This is a genomic window from Vibrio methylphosphonaticus, from assembly GCF_023634655.1.
Classification (GTDB): domain Bacteria; phylum Pseudomonadota; class Gammaproteobacteria; order Enterobacterales; family Vibrionaceae; genus Vibrio; species Vibrio methylphosphonaticus.
Map to the genome: position 1 here is coordinate 1 of NZ_JAMKMS010000009.1, position 16991 is coordinate 16991.

Below are 16991 nucleotides of genomic sequence, written 5' to 3' on the forward strand. Positions count from 1 at the left end.
GTTTACTATTTGGAGTTGACGCCGCTTGGCGAAGAACGTGGATAAACTCAGTCCATGTTCTTCGCAAAAAGCGCGCTGGGTAATATTGCTGCTTTCATACTGTTCAAACAGCGCTTGCCATTCTAGGTCGGTGCGTCGTTTTGCCATTTCAACTCTCCTTTGGGCTGGAGAGTTGATCTTATTCTTCGTGCTGGATGATTAGAATGCGGGGTTTATGGTGCGCTTACGGTTGATTGATGAACAACGTATAGATCAGCCTTGGGTCAAGAGTGCCTTTGTCAACAGACGTGAACTGCATCGATGAACTCATTTGGATCTTGAGAGTCCTTAAAGAATAATTCAAGGTCTAAATGATCGGCATTAGATTTTTTTGGGGAAGCATTCAGATTACCTGATGAACGTTATCGAGTCTTTCGTCTAATCCATGTAGTTTTGATTGTGTTTCGAATTCCCTTGTGGAATAGCTTGAACAATCTGGCTAACCACCACTTTATTCTGAATTTAACTGAACCGGTAAGTGGTAAATTGAATGCTTTTTCATAAAGCCACAACCAGCGTTGGTGGTCAGAGAATTTATATGGAAATGTGTTAACTTGATTAAGTCTGGCTGGCACTATAATTTCTAGCTCTTTGCTATCAAGTACAATAAAGTTATTCACCAATAAATTTATTGACTTTTTAATGTCAGATCTTTGCCCATACTCGTCCATTAATTTAGTTTTTGTAAATTTATTTAAACATTTTAGAAATAATATTTGCTCGATATGAAGAAGACGGTTTGGCGCTTGCTTATGTTGTTTTTTGCCTAACTTTCTAGGGTTAAAGAACGGTTCTTTAAGACAATCGATATCCCATAATGTCAATAGGTCATTGGTTAAACCAAAGTGAAAAAAATCGGAATAGAAATAAGGGACAGAAATCCCTTTGGCTACTTCCTTTGCATACAGGGAAGAGGCGATTATTCGATTTTCAAAAATTGAATATTCTTCATTTCGTTGTGTATATTCATCAAAATGGGCTAACCAATCACAGCCATTAATGATGTTGTCAGTTCTAACCTTAACAGCAAACTTAGTTCTGACGGCTTTTAATCCGGCAACAGTTGATACAATTTGTCTATTAACATTTGTGGTTCGTGCATTTCCTTTTTTATCAAATTCTACGATAGTTGGTCCGGGATCATTATTTAGTATAACTCTATCGGCAGCAATGTTGTCGACTTCTGCATTATTCCAAGTTGAAATTATAATATAGGAATTAGGGAATAACTTTCTTATATTTGATATCGAGGTTGAAGTCACATGCTCCACAATGGGCCCTTGAAGAACAAAGCTAATTTCGTTACTTTCTATAAGCATAATACTGTTAACTCAAATAATAAAATCAAAGGTTACGAGAAAGCTTCCCAATTAAAGACTTAAAAGCACGTTCCAAACGCTTTCTATCTAACTTTATTTTTGTCCCTTCAGTTAAAGCCTTCCAATCCAAAATATCATATTCGAGAGATAAGTTCCCTCGTTTATAGAAACGTGCAGTTACGTCTAGTTGCAACGCTTCAGGAGTGTCAACGATTAGGTTGTTAGCAAGAAAATTTTCCCAAAATGTGCTATCGAGCCCCGCTGAATCGCCAGCTTTGTTATTAATATGCAATGGCAACCCTAATAGGTCACTTAACCAAGAAAGACATAAAAATTGTTCTGTGGCAGGATAACGCTCTTTTTTTCCTGGCTTTAAATGAAATTCAAGTTGACCAATTTTTTGGCCTGACCAGATTTTTAAGAGGTCTTCAGTGAGCCCAAAATCAAATAAATCACTTTTATGGAAATGAACAGGTTTCCCATAGTGAGAACCAATAAAAAAAGCACTGCTTGTCAATACTCGTTGCTTAAAGAAACTCATTTTAGGATCTCGCTTAACATCAAAATGAGCCAAATAGCTTGTTAGAAATGCTCGGCCAGATAGCACATTATCTGTCCTTAACTTTACAGCATAGCGAGTCTTGACTTGAGTTAATCCAGCATGGCTGCTGACGATTAGTCGGTTATTATTTAGAGTTTGGGGTGTAGTCCCATTAATAATTACGTTTGGTCCAGGATCTACTGACTCGACAAGAACGTCATAATTCAACCCGTGTGTTGATTGATCTTGCCAAGTAGATAGTATTATTGGAGAACCTGGAAAGTAACGTTGAATGGATTCAAGGCATTGATGTGTAACCCCTTGAATCTGGGTTCTTGCGGCAGTAGCTTGAACAGGCCCTTGAACAACAAATGTAATATCAGAATCCGGTATCGTCAAAGTCATATTCTACTCTATGTTATTTCGTTTGTAAGAAGTCAGTATATTCTTGTGGAACACCGCAAAAAATAACCTCGTCACGTGGAATTAAGTTGTAGTGAATTTCTAGACCTTGTTCAATAAGATTATTGTATAGGGGGGCGACGTAGAGTTCACCTTTTTCCCAAGTGTCTATTGGCTTATCTAGATAGGTGTAATAAGCCGTTAAGTATTGAGCAAGAGAACGAAAATGGTATAAGCCGGTACAGCATAGGTCTGAAATGGGATTCTTTTCTGTCGTTTTGCTTACTTGAGTTGAGTCATCGGAGATTGGTTTGGCAAAAGACCAGTTATCACCAGAACCTCTAAAGACTTCTAAATAACCATCTCCTAGTTTATTTAGCTGAGGAAAAGTGAAGCCAGGCCTAAATGTATCGATATTAAAAATGGTAACTGGACAGTCTTTTTGGTTATCCGTTTCTTCTTGCCACTTCTCAATTCCCAGCGTAACGGTTTCCGCTTGTCCCCTAGTCTCTTGATCTAGACTAACGATATGAAAGTTATCGATTCCCATACTCTTTGCTTGCTCAGCGACGAATTTAGGTGTTTGGTACACATCACGAACGATGAACAGGAAGCTCTCAGTTTTAAAGTACTGAGAAAAACTGCCAACCGCATGATCAAAAAGAGTCTTGTTATGCGCCATTAGCATGTACTTTGGCTCTTTGTAGCCAGCCTTAAAAAAGCGGGAGCTTAGTCCTGCCATAGGGATAACTATCATTTCTCTAACCTTTTCATTTTGTTGTATAGTCTAAATGCATTAGAAAACAGTGCTTTTTGCCGTTTTTTATCGTCGCTATGAAGTGGAAGCATCGATAAAAACAATTGGATTTGCATAGCCATTAATGTCACAGCAGAGATATTGAATTCTTTTTCGATAAGTTCAATAAAACGCTGTTGAATAATCTGGTGTTGTGGACTTTCTTCGATGTTGAAGGTTATCTGATCATGACTAATCGACACCTCGAAGTAACCGGCAATGATCCAGTCATACATTCCAAGTACAGAATGACTCAGCTTAGCAATATCATATCGTATATCGCCATAAAGAGTTTCGGTGCCTTCTGGGGTTGTACCTCGAGGATCGATAGTTTTTACTCTATCGGCTCGAAAGTCATAAAGAATATTGCTAAAACAAAAATCCCCATGGAGTATGGAACTAGGCCAATCATCGTTGTCGTTTGGTAAGTGCTTTGCACTCTCGGTTAACAGTGTGCTTAATGACACCGGCTCTTCATCATTAAACGTCCAAAGATCAGTCAATGAAATAGTGTGTTGCTGGCAGTACTCTGTAAGCCTAGATTGGGTCTTTTGGCTGAATAGAGTTTCAATACTATTGGCTGGTACATTTATCGGTGCGGCTTCAGAGAGGCAGCTTTTTAAGAACCCGACAGCGCTTTGTATGATCTTTTCCCAAATAGTGACAGGTAGCTCACTGAACACGTAGAGTTCATTTAATGCTGTTTGATGTAAATATTCTAAACGGTATGAAATTCGCCCATTGCTGCTTTTGTGACCCAGATATTGAGGGATATAGCCACGCAGAGAAAATGGCAGTTTGGCAAACCAGTTTGCTTCGGCCGCTATCTTACTGTTCTTGATTGAAGACTTTTCTATCCAGTCAGAAGTAATCATTAACTCATTGAATGCTCGTTGAGTCGTGAAGTGTGCTTTGGAACGATAATATGTATTCACATGACCGAAATCCAACCATTTTTCAGAGTAGACGCTGGTCAGCCCAATAGTGTTGTGATAGCGATTTAACCCATTAAAAAAACACCAATTACTTTGAGTAACTGCTCGCATTAGTTGTCTCGGCTGGCTAAATTTGAAGTAGCCATTCACGATGTTGTGTGAGCCAGACTCTAGATTGTTGTCACCATCTTTTAACCACTGAAAGTCGTCATTGGTCACGATAGCCCAGTTGTAGCTATCGGTCACATCGGAAACACAGATGATATCATCACCCTGAGGTAGTTCAGTAAATAAAGTGTCACCAAACAGCACATGAAGAGGTGAATCAAGAGAGTGCTCAGTCAAGTTTAGTGCTGCGACTAAGGAAGCGCCAAGGCTTAAGCCATCTGGTGTTTTTATAAGTGTTACATTATTTTCTTTGAGCCAGTTTAAGTCAGTGGTTGAAACTTTGAAAGATTCAGGGATAGAGAGATGAACAGCAGCCTTCTCTGGAGCGAGTTTTACTTGATGCTGGAATAAGCGACGGTTTCCAAGAGGTAAAAAACTTGGAGGGATTCGACCAAATTCCGATTGAAGTTCTTGACCTACATAGGCTGCTGACATGATCAGGAACATGTTTTTTCCTTATCGAATAGTTCGTTAATTTCGTCAAACGAAAGCTCGGCAAATTCGGATGGTCTCACCGAGCGGTCATCAATATAAAAGCCATCATGACCGCACCAAGGCTTGCCGACTAAAATCTCATCATAAGGGACATCATGTTTATCAAGCCACTCTGTAATTATTGGCAGAGTATGGATATTAATTTTGCCTACATTACCTTCATAAGTTCGCATATTTCTAGCTGTCGATATGGTAATGTCAAAACCTTGCTCTTTATATGATCTCAGTTTTTGGATGACATCTTCTTTTGGTAGTACGTTGCGGTAATCGCTCGTATTTGCCTGAGTGAGCGTTCCATCTAAATCAACAATTAGTCGCTTCATTTTTTATCCCGTATCTTACTAAGAGTAATGTAATCAATAGTTTTACGCAGTGCGCCTTGATCTAATTCTACTATGCTTTTATCGCTAATGTTTATCCAATCCATATAGTAAAAGTGGAGCAACTAAGCTGAGTATAAAAAAGCGGGGCCAGCGCTGCATAGCTATAAGGCATCTTTAAAGTCGTCGTGTTGGTCTAGCTTGAATCGTTGAGGGGTTTCCAATAAATACTCTTCAACTTGCTGTGAGAAATCAAGGGTGTAGGAATACTTAATACTGTCATGAGAAGCCAATAGGTTAATCAGTAGTAGGTAGCCTACAATGAACGGCGCAACTTTTGCTGCTAATGCCCCATGGCTCTCTGCGTAGCGTCGAATAGCAAACATCATCGGTATTAACGCCAACGGATAAATCAAGATAAGATGCCAGTAAGAGAACGTGATAGGGGATAGCGCTGCACTGACCAACACACCAATTACCGCGCCAAAGGCATAGAGTTTAAGCCATTTGTCTAGGTCTTCTTTTACTGGGATACCGGCTTCACGCTTAATATCGCCTTTGATGGATTTCCACCAGTCCCAACTTACTTTGGCAGAAACCACAACGGATAAGCCGCCAATAATGAAGATGATGCCTTTCCAGAGATAAAGCGCTGCCAATCTTAGAAAATCAATACTGGTTAGCCAGTGGAACTCGCTGTAGGCAATCACTTTGTTGGAAAACAAGAGGGAAGCATAGCGGACCCAGTACAGCAGAGCCTTTAACACGGGATAAACGTGCACTAGACCGTAACCAATATAGCGGTCGCTGTCGTCTCTACTCAATTGGTCATTTGCCAAATATTCAAGGGTATAAGGGATGAGTGATGCAGCTAAAACCAGTAGAGCGGCAACAAAGCCAGTCCACGATACATTGCCCATTCCCCGATAGAGCATATAGAGCGATAGTACCGCGAGTACTGGCCAAGAATAGTGAAGCTGCATGGCTAAGCCGATAGAGAGAATATGCAAAAAGGTATAAATAAACGATGTTTTTTCTCGCATCTTAAATGCGCTCCACAAATGCAGTGAAGCAAAGAAACACAAGTAAGACGGGTTGTAGAGTAGGCTATCGTAAAGCAGCCACGGATTCAGCCAATACAAAGCTAAAAATGCTAAACGAACAGGTTTGTCAAAAACGTGTTTAAGTACTGAATCGAGTAGGAATAGCGAAGCGATACGCATAACAAACAGCAGTAATACTGGCGCCCAAGGTGAATCCCAAATGAGTAATGGGCCTCCAACTAGCCAGGTGGATAGAGAGCCGGGAACATTACCCACGGCACTCGCACCATTACCAAAGTTAAGCCAGACATCGGCATAGGCACCTAAGTAGCCTTTCTCAATCATCTGTGTCTGATCGCCCGAAAGAATTTGGTGGTCAGCGTAAGTAAAAGCAAATGCAAGCCCGATTAGGAGGCCAATAAAATACAGACTTGAGAAGTGTTTTTCTAAAAACGATTTTGAGAACATTTGAAGACTCAGATACCTAGTTATTGATTAAGTGTAGATTGCTTTGACTTAGAAAAAGTCCACAACGTATGAACGATATAAGTAATGATGGGTAGAATCAAGACCACAATGATGCACTCATGTGGCTATTTAAATCTGAAACGATTCAGGGATGCCTTAAATAGCCACCAGCAGAGAGTAAAGCTGCACCATAAAAAGCGAGCTGCTTTACCCCATTCGCTATCTTGTTATGGCGCTTGGTTGTCTTCTTGTGTTTTTCCTTGGTACTTGTCACTCTCAATAATATAGGAGGGACGTCGTTTTGATTCCATGTAGAGTCGACCAACATATTCCCCTAATACGCCAATGCCAATCAACTGCACACCACCCAAAAAGAGGATCACAGTGATTAACGAAGCGTAACCGGGAGAATCAATGCCAAAAATCAACGTTTTAATAACGGTGACACTGAGATAAAGAAAAGCAAAGGCAGAAATGACGCTCCCCACATACAACCAGATACGTAGAGGGGCGGTACTGAAACTGGTAATGCCATCTAACGCAAAGTTCCAAAGCTTCCAACCATTAAAACTGGTTTCGCCAGCTTCACGAGATTCACGTTTGTACTCAACAACCGATGTTTTGAAGCCAACCCAAGAGAAAATACCTTTCATGAAGCGTTGGTTTTCGGGTAGCAGTTGAATTGCTGTCAGGACTCTGCGGTTGATCAAACGAAAATCACCGACATTTTCTGGGATCTCGACGTGTGCGACGGCATTGTGAAACTTGTAGAAAAGCTCGGCGGAAAGCTTTTTGGCCCATGAGTCTGTGCTGCGATCAACTCGTTTAGCAACCACCACATCGAAGCCTTTTTGCCACTCTTGTAAAAAATCGTGGATAAGTTCTGGTGGATCTTGTAAGTCTGCATCAATCGGAATTATGACTTCACCGCGTGCTAAATCAAGTCCAGCGGTTAACGCCGCTTCTTTACCAAAATTTCGAGATAGATTGACAGTTCGAACGTGGCTATCTTGCTCTCGCAACGATTCCATGACACTGAGCGTATCGTCTTTGCTACCATCGTTAATTAAAATGACTTCATAGCTGTACTCTGTTTGTTGTAGCACAGTGGTGATACGTGCCATAAAAATGTTAAGCACGGCTTGTTCGTTGTAGCAAGGGCAGACGATGGAAATAGTCGGGTTCGCTTTAGACATAATTAACCTATAGGGTCTGTTTTATTGCATCTATTGTTTGTTCCTTCAATGGAGTGTCGCCATCAAAGTCCTGTTTGTACATAGCTTTCATTTCCAAAGTCGCAATACACGCACGAAAGGTGTACGGAATGTATAACAGTGCGTCAAAATGGTGGTGTTACAGATATCACCACTAGAGGAAAGCCCACGTATGCAGAGATATTGAGTTGAATGGGCAAATAACACCATGAATGCTCATCGATAAAGGAGATGCCAAGATTATGCAGGTGAGTTGAACTCTTGTAAAATTTTAGTATGACCATTTTTTGATTTTGATATCGAGATATTCATTAGACACTATGGTCGCCGTAATGTGGACTGGCGCTCGTACATCAAAAACGATATGTCTGAGATTACAATGCATATAAAACCAGGTGTATATATTTAGCATTTAGAGACAATGTTTTTTTCAAGCAGTAGAAGCACGTGGACAATTATGAACGTCTAAAGCGTTCTTTCACAAAAAAGTTCAAACTAAACATCAATTGGAATAATAGTGACTGTGGTTTGATACACGTGGATACAAGACAGTGCTAATTGACGAAAAAGTTCACATTACTGTGTGTTATGCTTCGGTGAGCATGACTCTCAAAGGGTAAGTAATGACTCGAAAGTCAAATCACTATAAAATCTCGTGTAACGACACAAGTATAAGCTTAGAGGGCATTGGCGTGCTACAGAGAGACTCTTCAAAAAAAACAATGGCAGTATTAGGTTGGTGTATGTCAGGTTTAGCCTTGTCTTTGGGGGTATCTAAAGCAGGGGTTGGGATATTTACTATTTTAACACTCTTACTAATGTTGGTGGTTATCGTTCAGCAGAGAGCCAACGTGTCGTTCTATAACACTAGTTCAGTAAACAAGGCATTGATTAGTCTATTTTTTGTGGGTGTGTTTTGTTCTTTACTATCCGATGGCGGTGTAAATAGCGCAAAAGACTTTGTGAGCAAAGGGAGTATGCTGTTACTCCTGCCTGTTTGCCTGTTTTGCTTGGAAGATCGGAAAACGCGCACCAATGCTTTTTACTTCTTTATATTTGGTAGTGTGATTGCGTGTATATACTCCCTTTATCTGCGCTCTCTAATGGAATCAGGTGAAATTGAAAGAATAGCCAGTTTTTGGGATTTAGGTCGTTGGGGGGAGTTCTTGTGCTATGCGCTTGCGATGTTTCTCCCACTGCTTTTTGGGAACGCTTCACTCAAGGTAAGATTGCTTTATGGTAGTGTCTTTTTCCTTTTGCTTTTCACATTACTTATTTCTGGAATGCGAGGAGCACTTCTGGGTATTTCGTTAGTTCTAGCGGTGTACTTCTCTTTACTCAACCGTCGATATTTGCCGTATTTTATCGTTTTTTCAGTGTTTTTTGGTGTGGTCACCTACTTGTGGAACCCTTCTGTTATTGAGAATTCAATAACAAGCTTTGTGTCAATTTTTGATTTGCAGAATAATTTGTCAAACTTAGCTCGTTTTAGCATGTGGTCCCACGGTATCGAGTATTTTTTACATAATCTAAGTAATGATTGGAGGTTAATCCTTTTTGGGAGCGGATTTGAAAATTTAATTGGACCATTTAGTGCCTATTTAGAAAGCACTAATCAGATGGAAAGTTATATGAATTCTGTCAATACAACGGTGTCATTGAGTGATCTTCATAATGCCTTTTTCAACGTACTTAATCGAATGGGGGTGATTTACTTGCTGGTTATGAGTGTTGGGCTCTATGCGGTTTGTCGTGCCCTTTGGAGCCGATATATAGCAACGCCGAACAGTGCATGGTTACACTCTGCGATGTTGATTATTATGTCATTTTTAGTGATCGGTGTGTTTTATAGTAATGAACTCAACTACCAAACCTTAATGGCTGCCTTTATGTGCTGCCTTGCGATTCGATTTAGTGATGCAGAAGCCTCTAGTAAGGAAAATCAACATGTATAAAGCGTCCATTATTGTCGCCTTTTACAACAACCTAGATGTATTGTCAGTGGTATTGAAAGCTCTAGAGAGTCAGAGCGAAAAGCATTTTGAGGTCATCATAGCTGATGATGGATCTCGTGAGGACGTCGTCGCTAACCTAAAGGCTGAAATTGCCGACTCGCCTTTAGACATTCAACATGTGTGGCATGAAGACGCTGGCTTTAGAAAAAATCGTTGCTTGAATCTTTGTATCAAAGCCAGCCGCAGCGAGTATCTAATTTTTATTGACGGTGACTGCGTCCCTCAGACTCATTTTGTTGAAGATCATCTCAGTGAAGCCAAGCTGAATAGAGTCGTGAATGGACGACGAGCAGATCTTTCTCCTCGCTGCAGTGAATTACTTGTAGCGTCCTCCTCTCCCGAACGCTTTGTTGTTGATAACTTTGGAAAAATGGTTGTTGATGGTTTGCGAGGTCAGGGAAAGAATGTAGAAAAGGGTTACCGACTATCAAATGAGTGGTTAAGACAAAAACTTCAAAATAAAAAGAAAGGACTTGTCGGCTGTAATCTTTCTTTGCACAAGGCTGACTTGTTACGCATTAACGGCTTTGATATGCGCTATGAAGCAGCGGGGACAGGGGAAGACAGCGATATTGATTTTCGACTGCAACTATTAGGCGTCGAAATCCATAATTGTTTCTATAAAGCTAATCAAGTTCATATCTATCATAAAGAGTTGCCTCGACTACCGGTAAATGATGTTTTATTCGCGAAAGTGAAAGAGGAAAAAATCGCTTATACCCAATTTGGCTTAGATACTTTACCGGAATAACATTAACCAGTGCTTTCAACGTGCCTCATCTCGCCCCTATTTATAGGGCTAGATGAGGCTGTTTAAAATGAGGAACATCAGTACAGGTGACGCAGAATTAATATTTAAATAGCGTTGAGGGTACGAGCCAATGCCCCCTTGTTATCATCAACAACCTGCTGCGCATTTACCCCCATGTTTCTAAGTAACTCCGGCTGCTTAAGCCAATCTGCAAGTAAGGTTGCCAGCTCTTCTATGTTGGACACAATAGCGCTGCCGTTTTGAGCCACAAGTTGTGCGGTGATGTCACTGAAATTGTAATAGCTAGGGCCCGTTATGGATGGGACTCCTACAGCCGCAGGCTCTAACAAATTATGCCCGCCGACTTTTTTACCGACTAAGCTGCCACCCATAAAGCAGACATCACTAGCGGCGAGAAGCATCATCATTTCCCCCATGGTATCGGCCAGGTATACAGCGCTTCCGGAATGGAGTGCATTGTTTTTTTCACTACGGCGTACTAAAGAAAAACCCTGTGCTTGGCATAAGTCTGCAACCTGATTAAAGCGTTCAGGGTGTCGAGGTACCAAAATTAACAACGCATTAGGATGTGATTCCAGCAGTTTTTTATGCGCAGACAGTACTTGTTCGTCTTCACCTTGGTGTGTGCTAGCCGCTATCCATACCGCTCTATTAGTGCCAAGCTCTTCTCGTAAGCTTTTCCCTTTAAAAAGAACATCAGTCTCAACTGAAATATCGAACTTGATTGACCCCGTGACGTGCACTTTTTCTTGGTTCATTCCTAATCTTAGAAAGCGAGAGGCATCATCGGCATGTTGGCAGAGTACTCGGTCTAACTTTGATGATAGCCAGCGAAATATCGGTAAAACCTTTTGATAACGCAGGCATGAACGCTCGGAAAGGCGTGCATTGATGACGGAAATAGGAATATTTGCCTTGGCGACTTCATGCAGCGTATTGGGCCAAAGTTCGGTTTCGACAATAATGAATTTTACAGGCTTAATGGCTGCGAGGAAGCCTCGGACAGCAAAGGAGAAATCAAGCGGCATGTAGCGGTGGATAACCTCAGGAGCAAGCTTTTCAGCTTGCTCTGCACCAGTTGGTGTGGTGGTGGTCAGTAGCACTTGCTTGTCTGGATGCTGAGTGAGATAGCGCTTAATTAACGGGGTAACCGCAATCACTTCGCCGACAGAAACTGCGTGAAACCATACAACGGGCTTATTTTTACTGCTACTGCTACTGCTACTGCTATTGGCTGTTGTATTGTGGCTAGTTGCAGTGTCGATAATGACTGTTGAGCTGGCAGTTACGGTAGAGTCGATAGCTGGCGTATAGCCAAAATGCTCCTTCCAGCGGGAGCCAACCGCTGGCTTACCGGGTTTGTGTTTGAATAAGCCATATAGGAACACTGGAGCCACGAGAGCAAGGAGTAAACTGTAAATTAAACGCAGCATAGCGGTGTTCTCTTAATGAAATAATACATGACGACGTTCAAAACTAGGCGGCGGTTTTGTCTGAAAATGTCCAAACCTTATGAATCACGTACGTCACAATAGGTAGGATAACTACGACCATAACGACTCGGACATAGCTATTGAGATCAGAAAATAGCTCACTGATCCCTTGAGAAACTAACAAAGCACCAAACTGCACCATGAAAAATCGCAGAGCATTGCCCCAATTCACCTTGTTTTTGAATACGATTAACGTCTGGGCGAAATACGAAAAAATAAAGGCTAAAGAGAAGCCTGCGATATTGGCAAGCAGTACATTATCTCGAATGAGGTGCAGAAAGCTAAAAGCAACCACAAGATGTATAGCGGTTGCCATCCCTCCCGTTAGAGCAAAGCGAACAATACGATATTGCAGTAGCCTATCTAGCAGTGAACGCATTACTTAGATCCTTGGTCTAGTGGCTTTTTCAAGCTGTCTTCTTCAATAATGTAAGTGGGACGACGTTTTGATTCCATGTAAAGACGCCCAATGTATTCGCCCATCACGCCAATACCAATCAGTTGTACGCCACCTAAAAACAGCATCACGGTAATCAAAGAGGCGTAACCAGGAGAATCGATACCATAGATCAGGGTTTTGATTATGGTCGCGCTACCGTAAATAAAAGACAGAGCGGAGATAAACCCACCCACATATAGCCAAATGCGCAGTGGAGCCGTACTAAAGCTGGTAATACCATCGAGTGCGAAATTCCATAATTTCCAACCGTTAAAGCTGGTTTCGCCAGCTTCTCGCGCTTCGCGCTTGTACTCAACGACGGCAGTTTTAAAACCGACCCATGAGAAAATACCTTTCATGAACCGTTGGTTTTCTGGAAGTAGCTGAATAGCATTAACAACACGGCGGTTGATTAAGCGAAAGTCACCAACGTTTTCAGGGATTTCAACTTGAGCTACAGCATTATGGAACTTATAGAATAACTCTGCAGAGAATTTTTTCGCCCAAGAATCGGTACTACGATCGACTCGTTTTGCAACCACCACGTCATAGCCTTCTTCCCACTTACGAAGAAAGTCATGAATGAGTTCTGGTGGATCTTGTAGATCTGCATCAATAGGGATCAGTACTTCACCGCGTGCACTATCAATACCAGCAGTAAGGGCGGCTTCTTTACCAAAGTTTCGGGATAAATTGATAACACGAATATCTGGATATTGTTGCTGAAGTTCATTGATGGTTGCTAGGGTGTTGTCCTTGCTTCCGTCATTAATAAGGATAACTTCATAGCTATATTGGGAGTCAGAAAGGACTTTACTGATCCGCTCCATAAATAGCTCGACGACTTGTTCTTCGTTATAGCAGGGGCAAACAATTGAGACTGTTGGAGAGGTCATCTTTATTACCTTATCTGTTGTTCTATCGAGATTAGCGTAAACCATAGCACTGATGCTTGATTGGAGCGTATTTGTTTGGGAAAGTTCACGACTTAAGAGAAAGCGAGTCAATAACCGTACTTGGCGACAATTGTTTTAAACAGTTCATATGTCCTAAAGGACATTCGCGTTTAAAACATGGACGGCATTCAATATCGGTGTTCACAACCTGCACGCGGTCACTCAGCGGCGGTGTATAATCGGGAGAGCTTGAGCCGTAAATGGCGATGATCTTACAACCAACAGCCGCTGAAACATGCATTAAACCAGAGTCGTTGCTAATTACCGTATCACATGCCGCCAGTAAGTCGACGGCCTCGGTTAGCGAGGTATTTCCTGCAAGATTAAAGCAATGCGCTTGGGCTTGAACGGTTAGGCTTTGTTTGATTTTTTCTGTGACTTCTCTATCTTTGGCTGAACCAAACAGCCAGACTTGTTGACCATTATCGATAATGTGCTGGGCCACTTCAGCATAGTGCTGCTCAGGCCAACGCTTTGCTGGGCCAAATTCTGCTCCAGGGCACATACCAATCGCGGTGCGCCCGGCTGTTTGCTGATGGGCTGACTGGACGGTGAGCTGAAATTTAGCCAACGCCTGATGTTGAATAGCACTATCAATAGAAAGCTTAGGGCGAGGGCATGTCGTAAGCGAGACCTCATCAAGCATCTTATCGCGTTGTGATGCTAGCGCAACAAAACGCTCTACGTAATATTGGAAGATACGCTTGTTTGGGCGCAAGTCATTTAACAGACCGTAGCGCATTTCACCTTTCCAACCAATGCGGTTAGGAATACCCGCAAACAGAGGAATAAGTGCAGATTTCGCCGAGTTTGGCAGAATGTAGGCGTGAGTATAGCCCTCTTTTTTAAGGCTACGGCCAATCTTCCAGCGCCCCTTTAAATCAAAAGCGCCGTGGCCAATCGGCATTTCAATGGCGTTATTTACTTCCGGCATTCTCTGCAAGATGGGTTTGCACCAAGCTGGGGCCAACACATCAATAGTAGCGTCAGGGTAGCGGTGTTTTAACTCAGTGTACAAGCTTTGTGACATCACCATGTCACCGACCCAAGAGGGACCAATAATCAGTATTTTCATCTATTTTAGGCCTGAATTAATAAGTAAGGCTGGCTTTCCATTCAATGTTATCGGTTACGATTTTAGCGGGGTTACCTACCGCGACTTCCTTTTCGCCCACCGACTTAGTGACCGTTGAGTTTATTCCTAAAATAGCCCCATCTCCAACCGTGACGCCCTTTAAGACCGTCACGTTGTCAGTAATCCAAACTGACTGGCCTACTTTGATACTTTTTGCTTGGTTAATTCGAACGCCGTCTTTGAGAATATCATGACCATCGCTTGTCATGAGCTTAACGTTGCGAGAGAGGCAAGTATGGTTGCCAATGGATAATATAGTGCCTGCTTCACGAGCGGATAGATAGCAATCATCACCAATATGGACATGATGGCCAATATGAACCTGGCAATTATTACCTACAATCTCAATACAGGTGTTTTTCAGGTAGGTATTGGCCTCAATGGTTAACGTGTTATTTTTACCCTGAATCTGAATGCGGCAGCCACGTAGCTTAGCGAAAGGTGAAATATTGACCTTCGCTGTGCTTTTAAACCTGAGTTTATTAAACAGCTTGAGGGTAATGAGGGACTTAATTTTGTGTATATTCATTTAAGATCGCTCCAGCAATGAAGAAGTACGGTCATGACTTCTTCACCTTTCTAAATAAATAATTGCCACGTACTTTACGCCACAACCCGAGCACATCAGTTCTTGGGAAAATCGCAATACGGCGAATTTGATACGGGTCTTCATGAAAACGCAATGAGCCAGAATTGGTCGCCACCGCGTATTGGTAACCTAGTTCTTCAACGATAGTTTTTGACGCTTGATTGTGCTCACCAAATGGATAGGCAAATGACGTTAGCGGCTTACCTAACAAGGTTTCGAGCGTTTGTTTGTTCTCAAAGATTTCTACTCTCTGCGCATCATCGCTGAGCGTATCTAACTTAGGGTGCGTTAGGGTATGACCCCCAATTTCAATATGGGGTGAGGCCGAAAGCTGCTTAACTTGCTGGGCATTCATCAGCGGCACAGACTTTTCAGGGTTGTTTGGGTTTTCAACATCCCATCGGTTAAAAGTTTCCCCGGTGACCACATAAACCACCGCTTTAAAGCCGTATTTTTCCAGCATTGGCAGCATTAGTTCAAGGTTATCGACGTAGCCGTCATCCACAGTGATCATGATGTAGCGCTTTCCTGCTTCCAAACGTCGGATAAGGCGAGCATCTTGCAAATCTTCAAAGGTTAGGCTGTCAAAACCCATGCGCTTTAGTAGCTTAAGGTGCTTTTCAAACATATCGATGTGAAGATAAGTGCCATGCACGCCTTTGCCACTGTCATCGTTGATAAAACGGTGATACATGATCACCGGCATTTCACGGCGCAGTGTATCGATATACACATCTTGATAGATCCGCTCAACTTGATCGACGACTTTAGTGAGCGTGTAATTATCGCGAATGGTTTGGCTGGTGGCTTCATCGCAATGTGGCGTCGATAACCCTTGCTCGATCATGCTTGGAATCACGGTAAAATCGATATCCAAGTCTTGCGGGCCAATATCACCAAAATTGCTCGCCATGGCCTTAGTAACGTTGTTGGGATCGACAATACCGATGCACTGCGCTTCACCCACGGCAAGAGTAGGACGACCACATAGCAAAGATTCCATTGCTACACGCCCGGCACCAATGACCAAATCAGCTTCACTGAGCATTTTGGGCACATCATGGGTATAGCCAGTAAAGGTGACCTGATCTTTGAATTTTTCGAAGCGAGATTCAAACGTCGAGCCCGATACCACTTGCACTTGATAGCGATCCAAATCCAAGCATTCATCTAATAGGCGATAACAAAGTTCACCTTTGGGTCCTGATAATCGTCCGACAATGGTAATCACCGGCTTCGCATTTTCAGGGGCAGGGCACCATTGAAAGCGCTCCGTCTCAATGCCATTTCGGCTAACTTCCATCTGCTCTAAAGGCACATTTAGCTCATTCGCTAATTGGTCACGAATCGCTTCGCAAACCGGCAGTGCTTTATTGCCCATCGCGTGAAACTTTTTGCGCGTTGCATGCACCGGCTGACGACCATGAACTGTGGTCACCATTGGCGTGCCAGTGAGCTTACACGCTACATGACAGCTCCAACTTGACGCGCGAGAGTGGGCATGTACCAACTGGATATTGTGCTTCTTGATAAGGTAAATAAGATACCCCACGTGCCAAAAGCGACGGGGCACACTGCGTTTATTAAAGCGCAGTGAAAAAAATGGACCATCATGAGGTTTGGTCAGTGTGTCAGACACATAAAACACATTATGGCCTCGGGCGGTTAATTCATTGCCAACCGTCGTGGCGTAGACTTCCGCTCCCGTGACTTCAAGCTGGGAGAGGGCCATAAGAATGTTCATGGTGATATCCTTAAAACTAAAAATGGTCCTAGGGAAGAGCGGTTCCTAGGCCCTAGGTGGTGCTTGTGGTGAATATACGAAAAACCGTTGGTTGTCGTTGACAGGTGT

General features: G+C 42.4%; 16 protein-coding genes. 2 read left to right on the plus strand and 14 right to left on the minus strand.

All coding sequences use genetic code 11. From position 1 onward, the window contains the following. From tnpA to M9196_RS11950, 8 genes are all read right to left on the minus strand, one after another. Positions 1-147 (minus strand): IS66 family insertion sequence element accessory protein TnpA (gene tnpA, locus M9196_RS11915; protein WP_406707681.1); only part of this gene is annotated, 147 nt, incomplete at its 3' end. A gap of 254 nt (positions 148-401) precedes the next feature. Next, positions 402-1358, minus strand: coding sequence for a WavE lipopolysaccharide synthesis family protein (locus M9196_RS11920; protein ID WP_284677167.1), 957 nt, complete (start codon positions 1356-1358; stop codon positions 402-404). A gap of 25 nt (positions 1359-1383) precedes the next feature. Continuing rightward, the gene (locus tag M9196_RS11925; protein WP_250617762.1) at positions 1384-2304 is read right to left on the minus strand and encodes a WavE lipopolysaccharide synthesis family protein; all 921 of its coding nucleotides are present in this window, start codon (positions 2302-2304) and stop codon (positions 1384-1386) included. 13 nt (positions 2305-2317) lie between these two features. Then, positions 2318-3058, minus strand: a complete 741-nt coding sequence (locus M9196_RS11930) for a glycosyltransferase family 2 protein (RefSeq protein WP_250617763.1) — start codon at positions 3056-3058, stop codon at positions 2318-2320. Continuing rightward, positions 3055-4647, minus strand: a complete 1593-nt coding sequence (locus M9196_RS11935; RefSeq protein ID WP_250617764.1) for an aminoglycoside phosphotransferase family protein — start codon at positions 4645-4647, stop codon at positions 3055-3057. The genes M9196_RS11930 and M9196_RS11935 overlap by 4 nt, the downstream gene beginning before the upstream one ends. Beyond that, on the minus strand, positions 4638-5018 hold the full coding sequence (locus tag M9196_RS11940) for an HAD-IIIC family phosphatase (RefSeq protein WP_250617765.1): 381 nt from the start codon (positions 5016-5018) through the stop codon (positions 4638-4640). Before M9196_RS11940 ends, M9196_RS11935 begins: the two co-directional genes overlap by 10 nt. A 161-nt stretch (positions 5019-5179) precedes the next feature. Beyond that, positions 5180-6526, minus strand: coding sequence for a 3-deoxy-D-manno-octulosonic acid transferase (locus tag M9196_RS11945; RefSeq protein ID WP_250617766.1), 1347 nt, complete (start codon positions 6524-6526; stop codon positions 5180-5182). A gap of 227 nt (positions 6527-6753) precedes the next feature. Continuing rightward, positions 6754-7722, minus strand: coding sequence for a glycosyltransferase family 2 protein (locus tag M9196_RS11950; RefSeq protein WP_250617767.1), 969 nt, complete (start codon positions 7720-7722; stop codon positions 6754-6756). Positions 7723-8483: 761 nt separating this feature from the next. Between M9196_RS11950 and M9196_RS11955 the strand changes: the two genes are divergently transcribed. Both M9196_RS11955 and M9196_RS11960 read left to right on the plus strand, forming a co-directional pair. Beyond that, on the plus strand, positions 8484-9695 hold the full coding sequence (locus tag M9196_RS11955; RefSeq protein ID WP_250617768.1) for an O-antigen ligase family protein: 1212 nt from the start codon (positions 8484-8486) through the stop codon (positions 9693-9695). Continuing rightward, on the plus strand, positions 9688-10506 hold the full coding sequence (locus M9196_RS11960) for a glycosyltransferase (RefSeq protein WP_250617769.1): 819 nt from the start codon (positions 9688-9690) through the stop codon (positions 10504-10506). The genes M9196_RS11955 and M9196_RS11960 overlap by 8 nt, the downstream gene beginning before the upstream one ends. Positions 10507-10610: 104 nt before the next feature. On the opposite strand, the gene waaA is transcribed toward M9196_RS11960, so the two are convergent. From waaA to M9196_RS11990, 6 genes are all read right to left on the minus strand, one after another. Beyond that, positions 10611-11960 (minus strand): lipid IV(A) 3-deoxy-D-manno-octulosonic acid transferase, encoded by a 1350-nt coding sequence (waaA, locus tag M9196_RS11965; protein ID WP_250617770.1) that lies wholly within the window; start codon positions 11958-11960, stop codon positions 10611-10613. Between the two features lie 43 nt (positions 11961-12003). After that, complete coding sequence (locus tag M9196_RS11970) at positions 12004-12399, minus strand: GtrA family protein (protein WP_250617771.1); 396 nt, start codon at positions 12397-12399, stop codon at positions 12004-12006. After that, entirely contained in the window at positions 12399-13355 is a 957-nt protein-coding gene (locus M9196_RS11975) for a glycosyltransferase family 2 protein (protein WP_250617772.1), read from the minus strand. The genes M9196_RS11970 and M9196_RS11975 overlap by 1 nt, the downstream gene beginning before the upstream one ends. Before the next feature lie 85 nt (positions 13356-13440). Then, a complete protein-coding gene (gene waaF / locus M9196_RS11980; RefSeq protein ID WP_250617773.1) occupies positions 13441-14490 on the minus strand; it encodes a lipopolysaccharide heptosyltransferase II in 1050 nt (349 codons plus the stop codon). 16 nt (positions 14491-14506) lie between these two features. After that, complete coding sequence (locus M9196_RS11985) at positions 14507-15079, minus strand: acyltransferase (RefSeq protein WP_250617774.1); 573 nt, start codon at positions 15077-15079, stop codon at positions 14507-14509. Positions 15080-15110: 31 nt separating this feature from the next. Next, the gene (locus M9196_RS11990) at positions 15111-16883 is read right to left on the minus strand and encodes a polysaccharide deacetylase family protein (protein WP_250617775.1); all 1773 of its coding nucleotides are present in this window, start codon (positions 16881-16883) and stop codon (positions 15111-15113) included. Between the last annotated feature and the right edge of the window lie 108 nt (positions 16884-16991).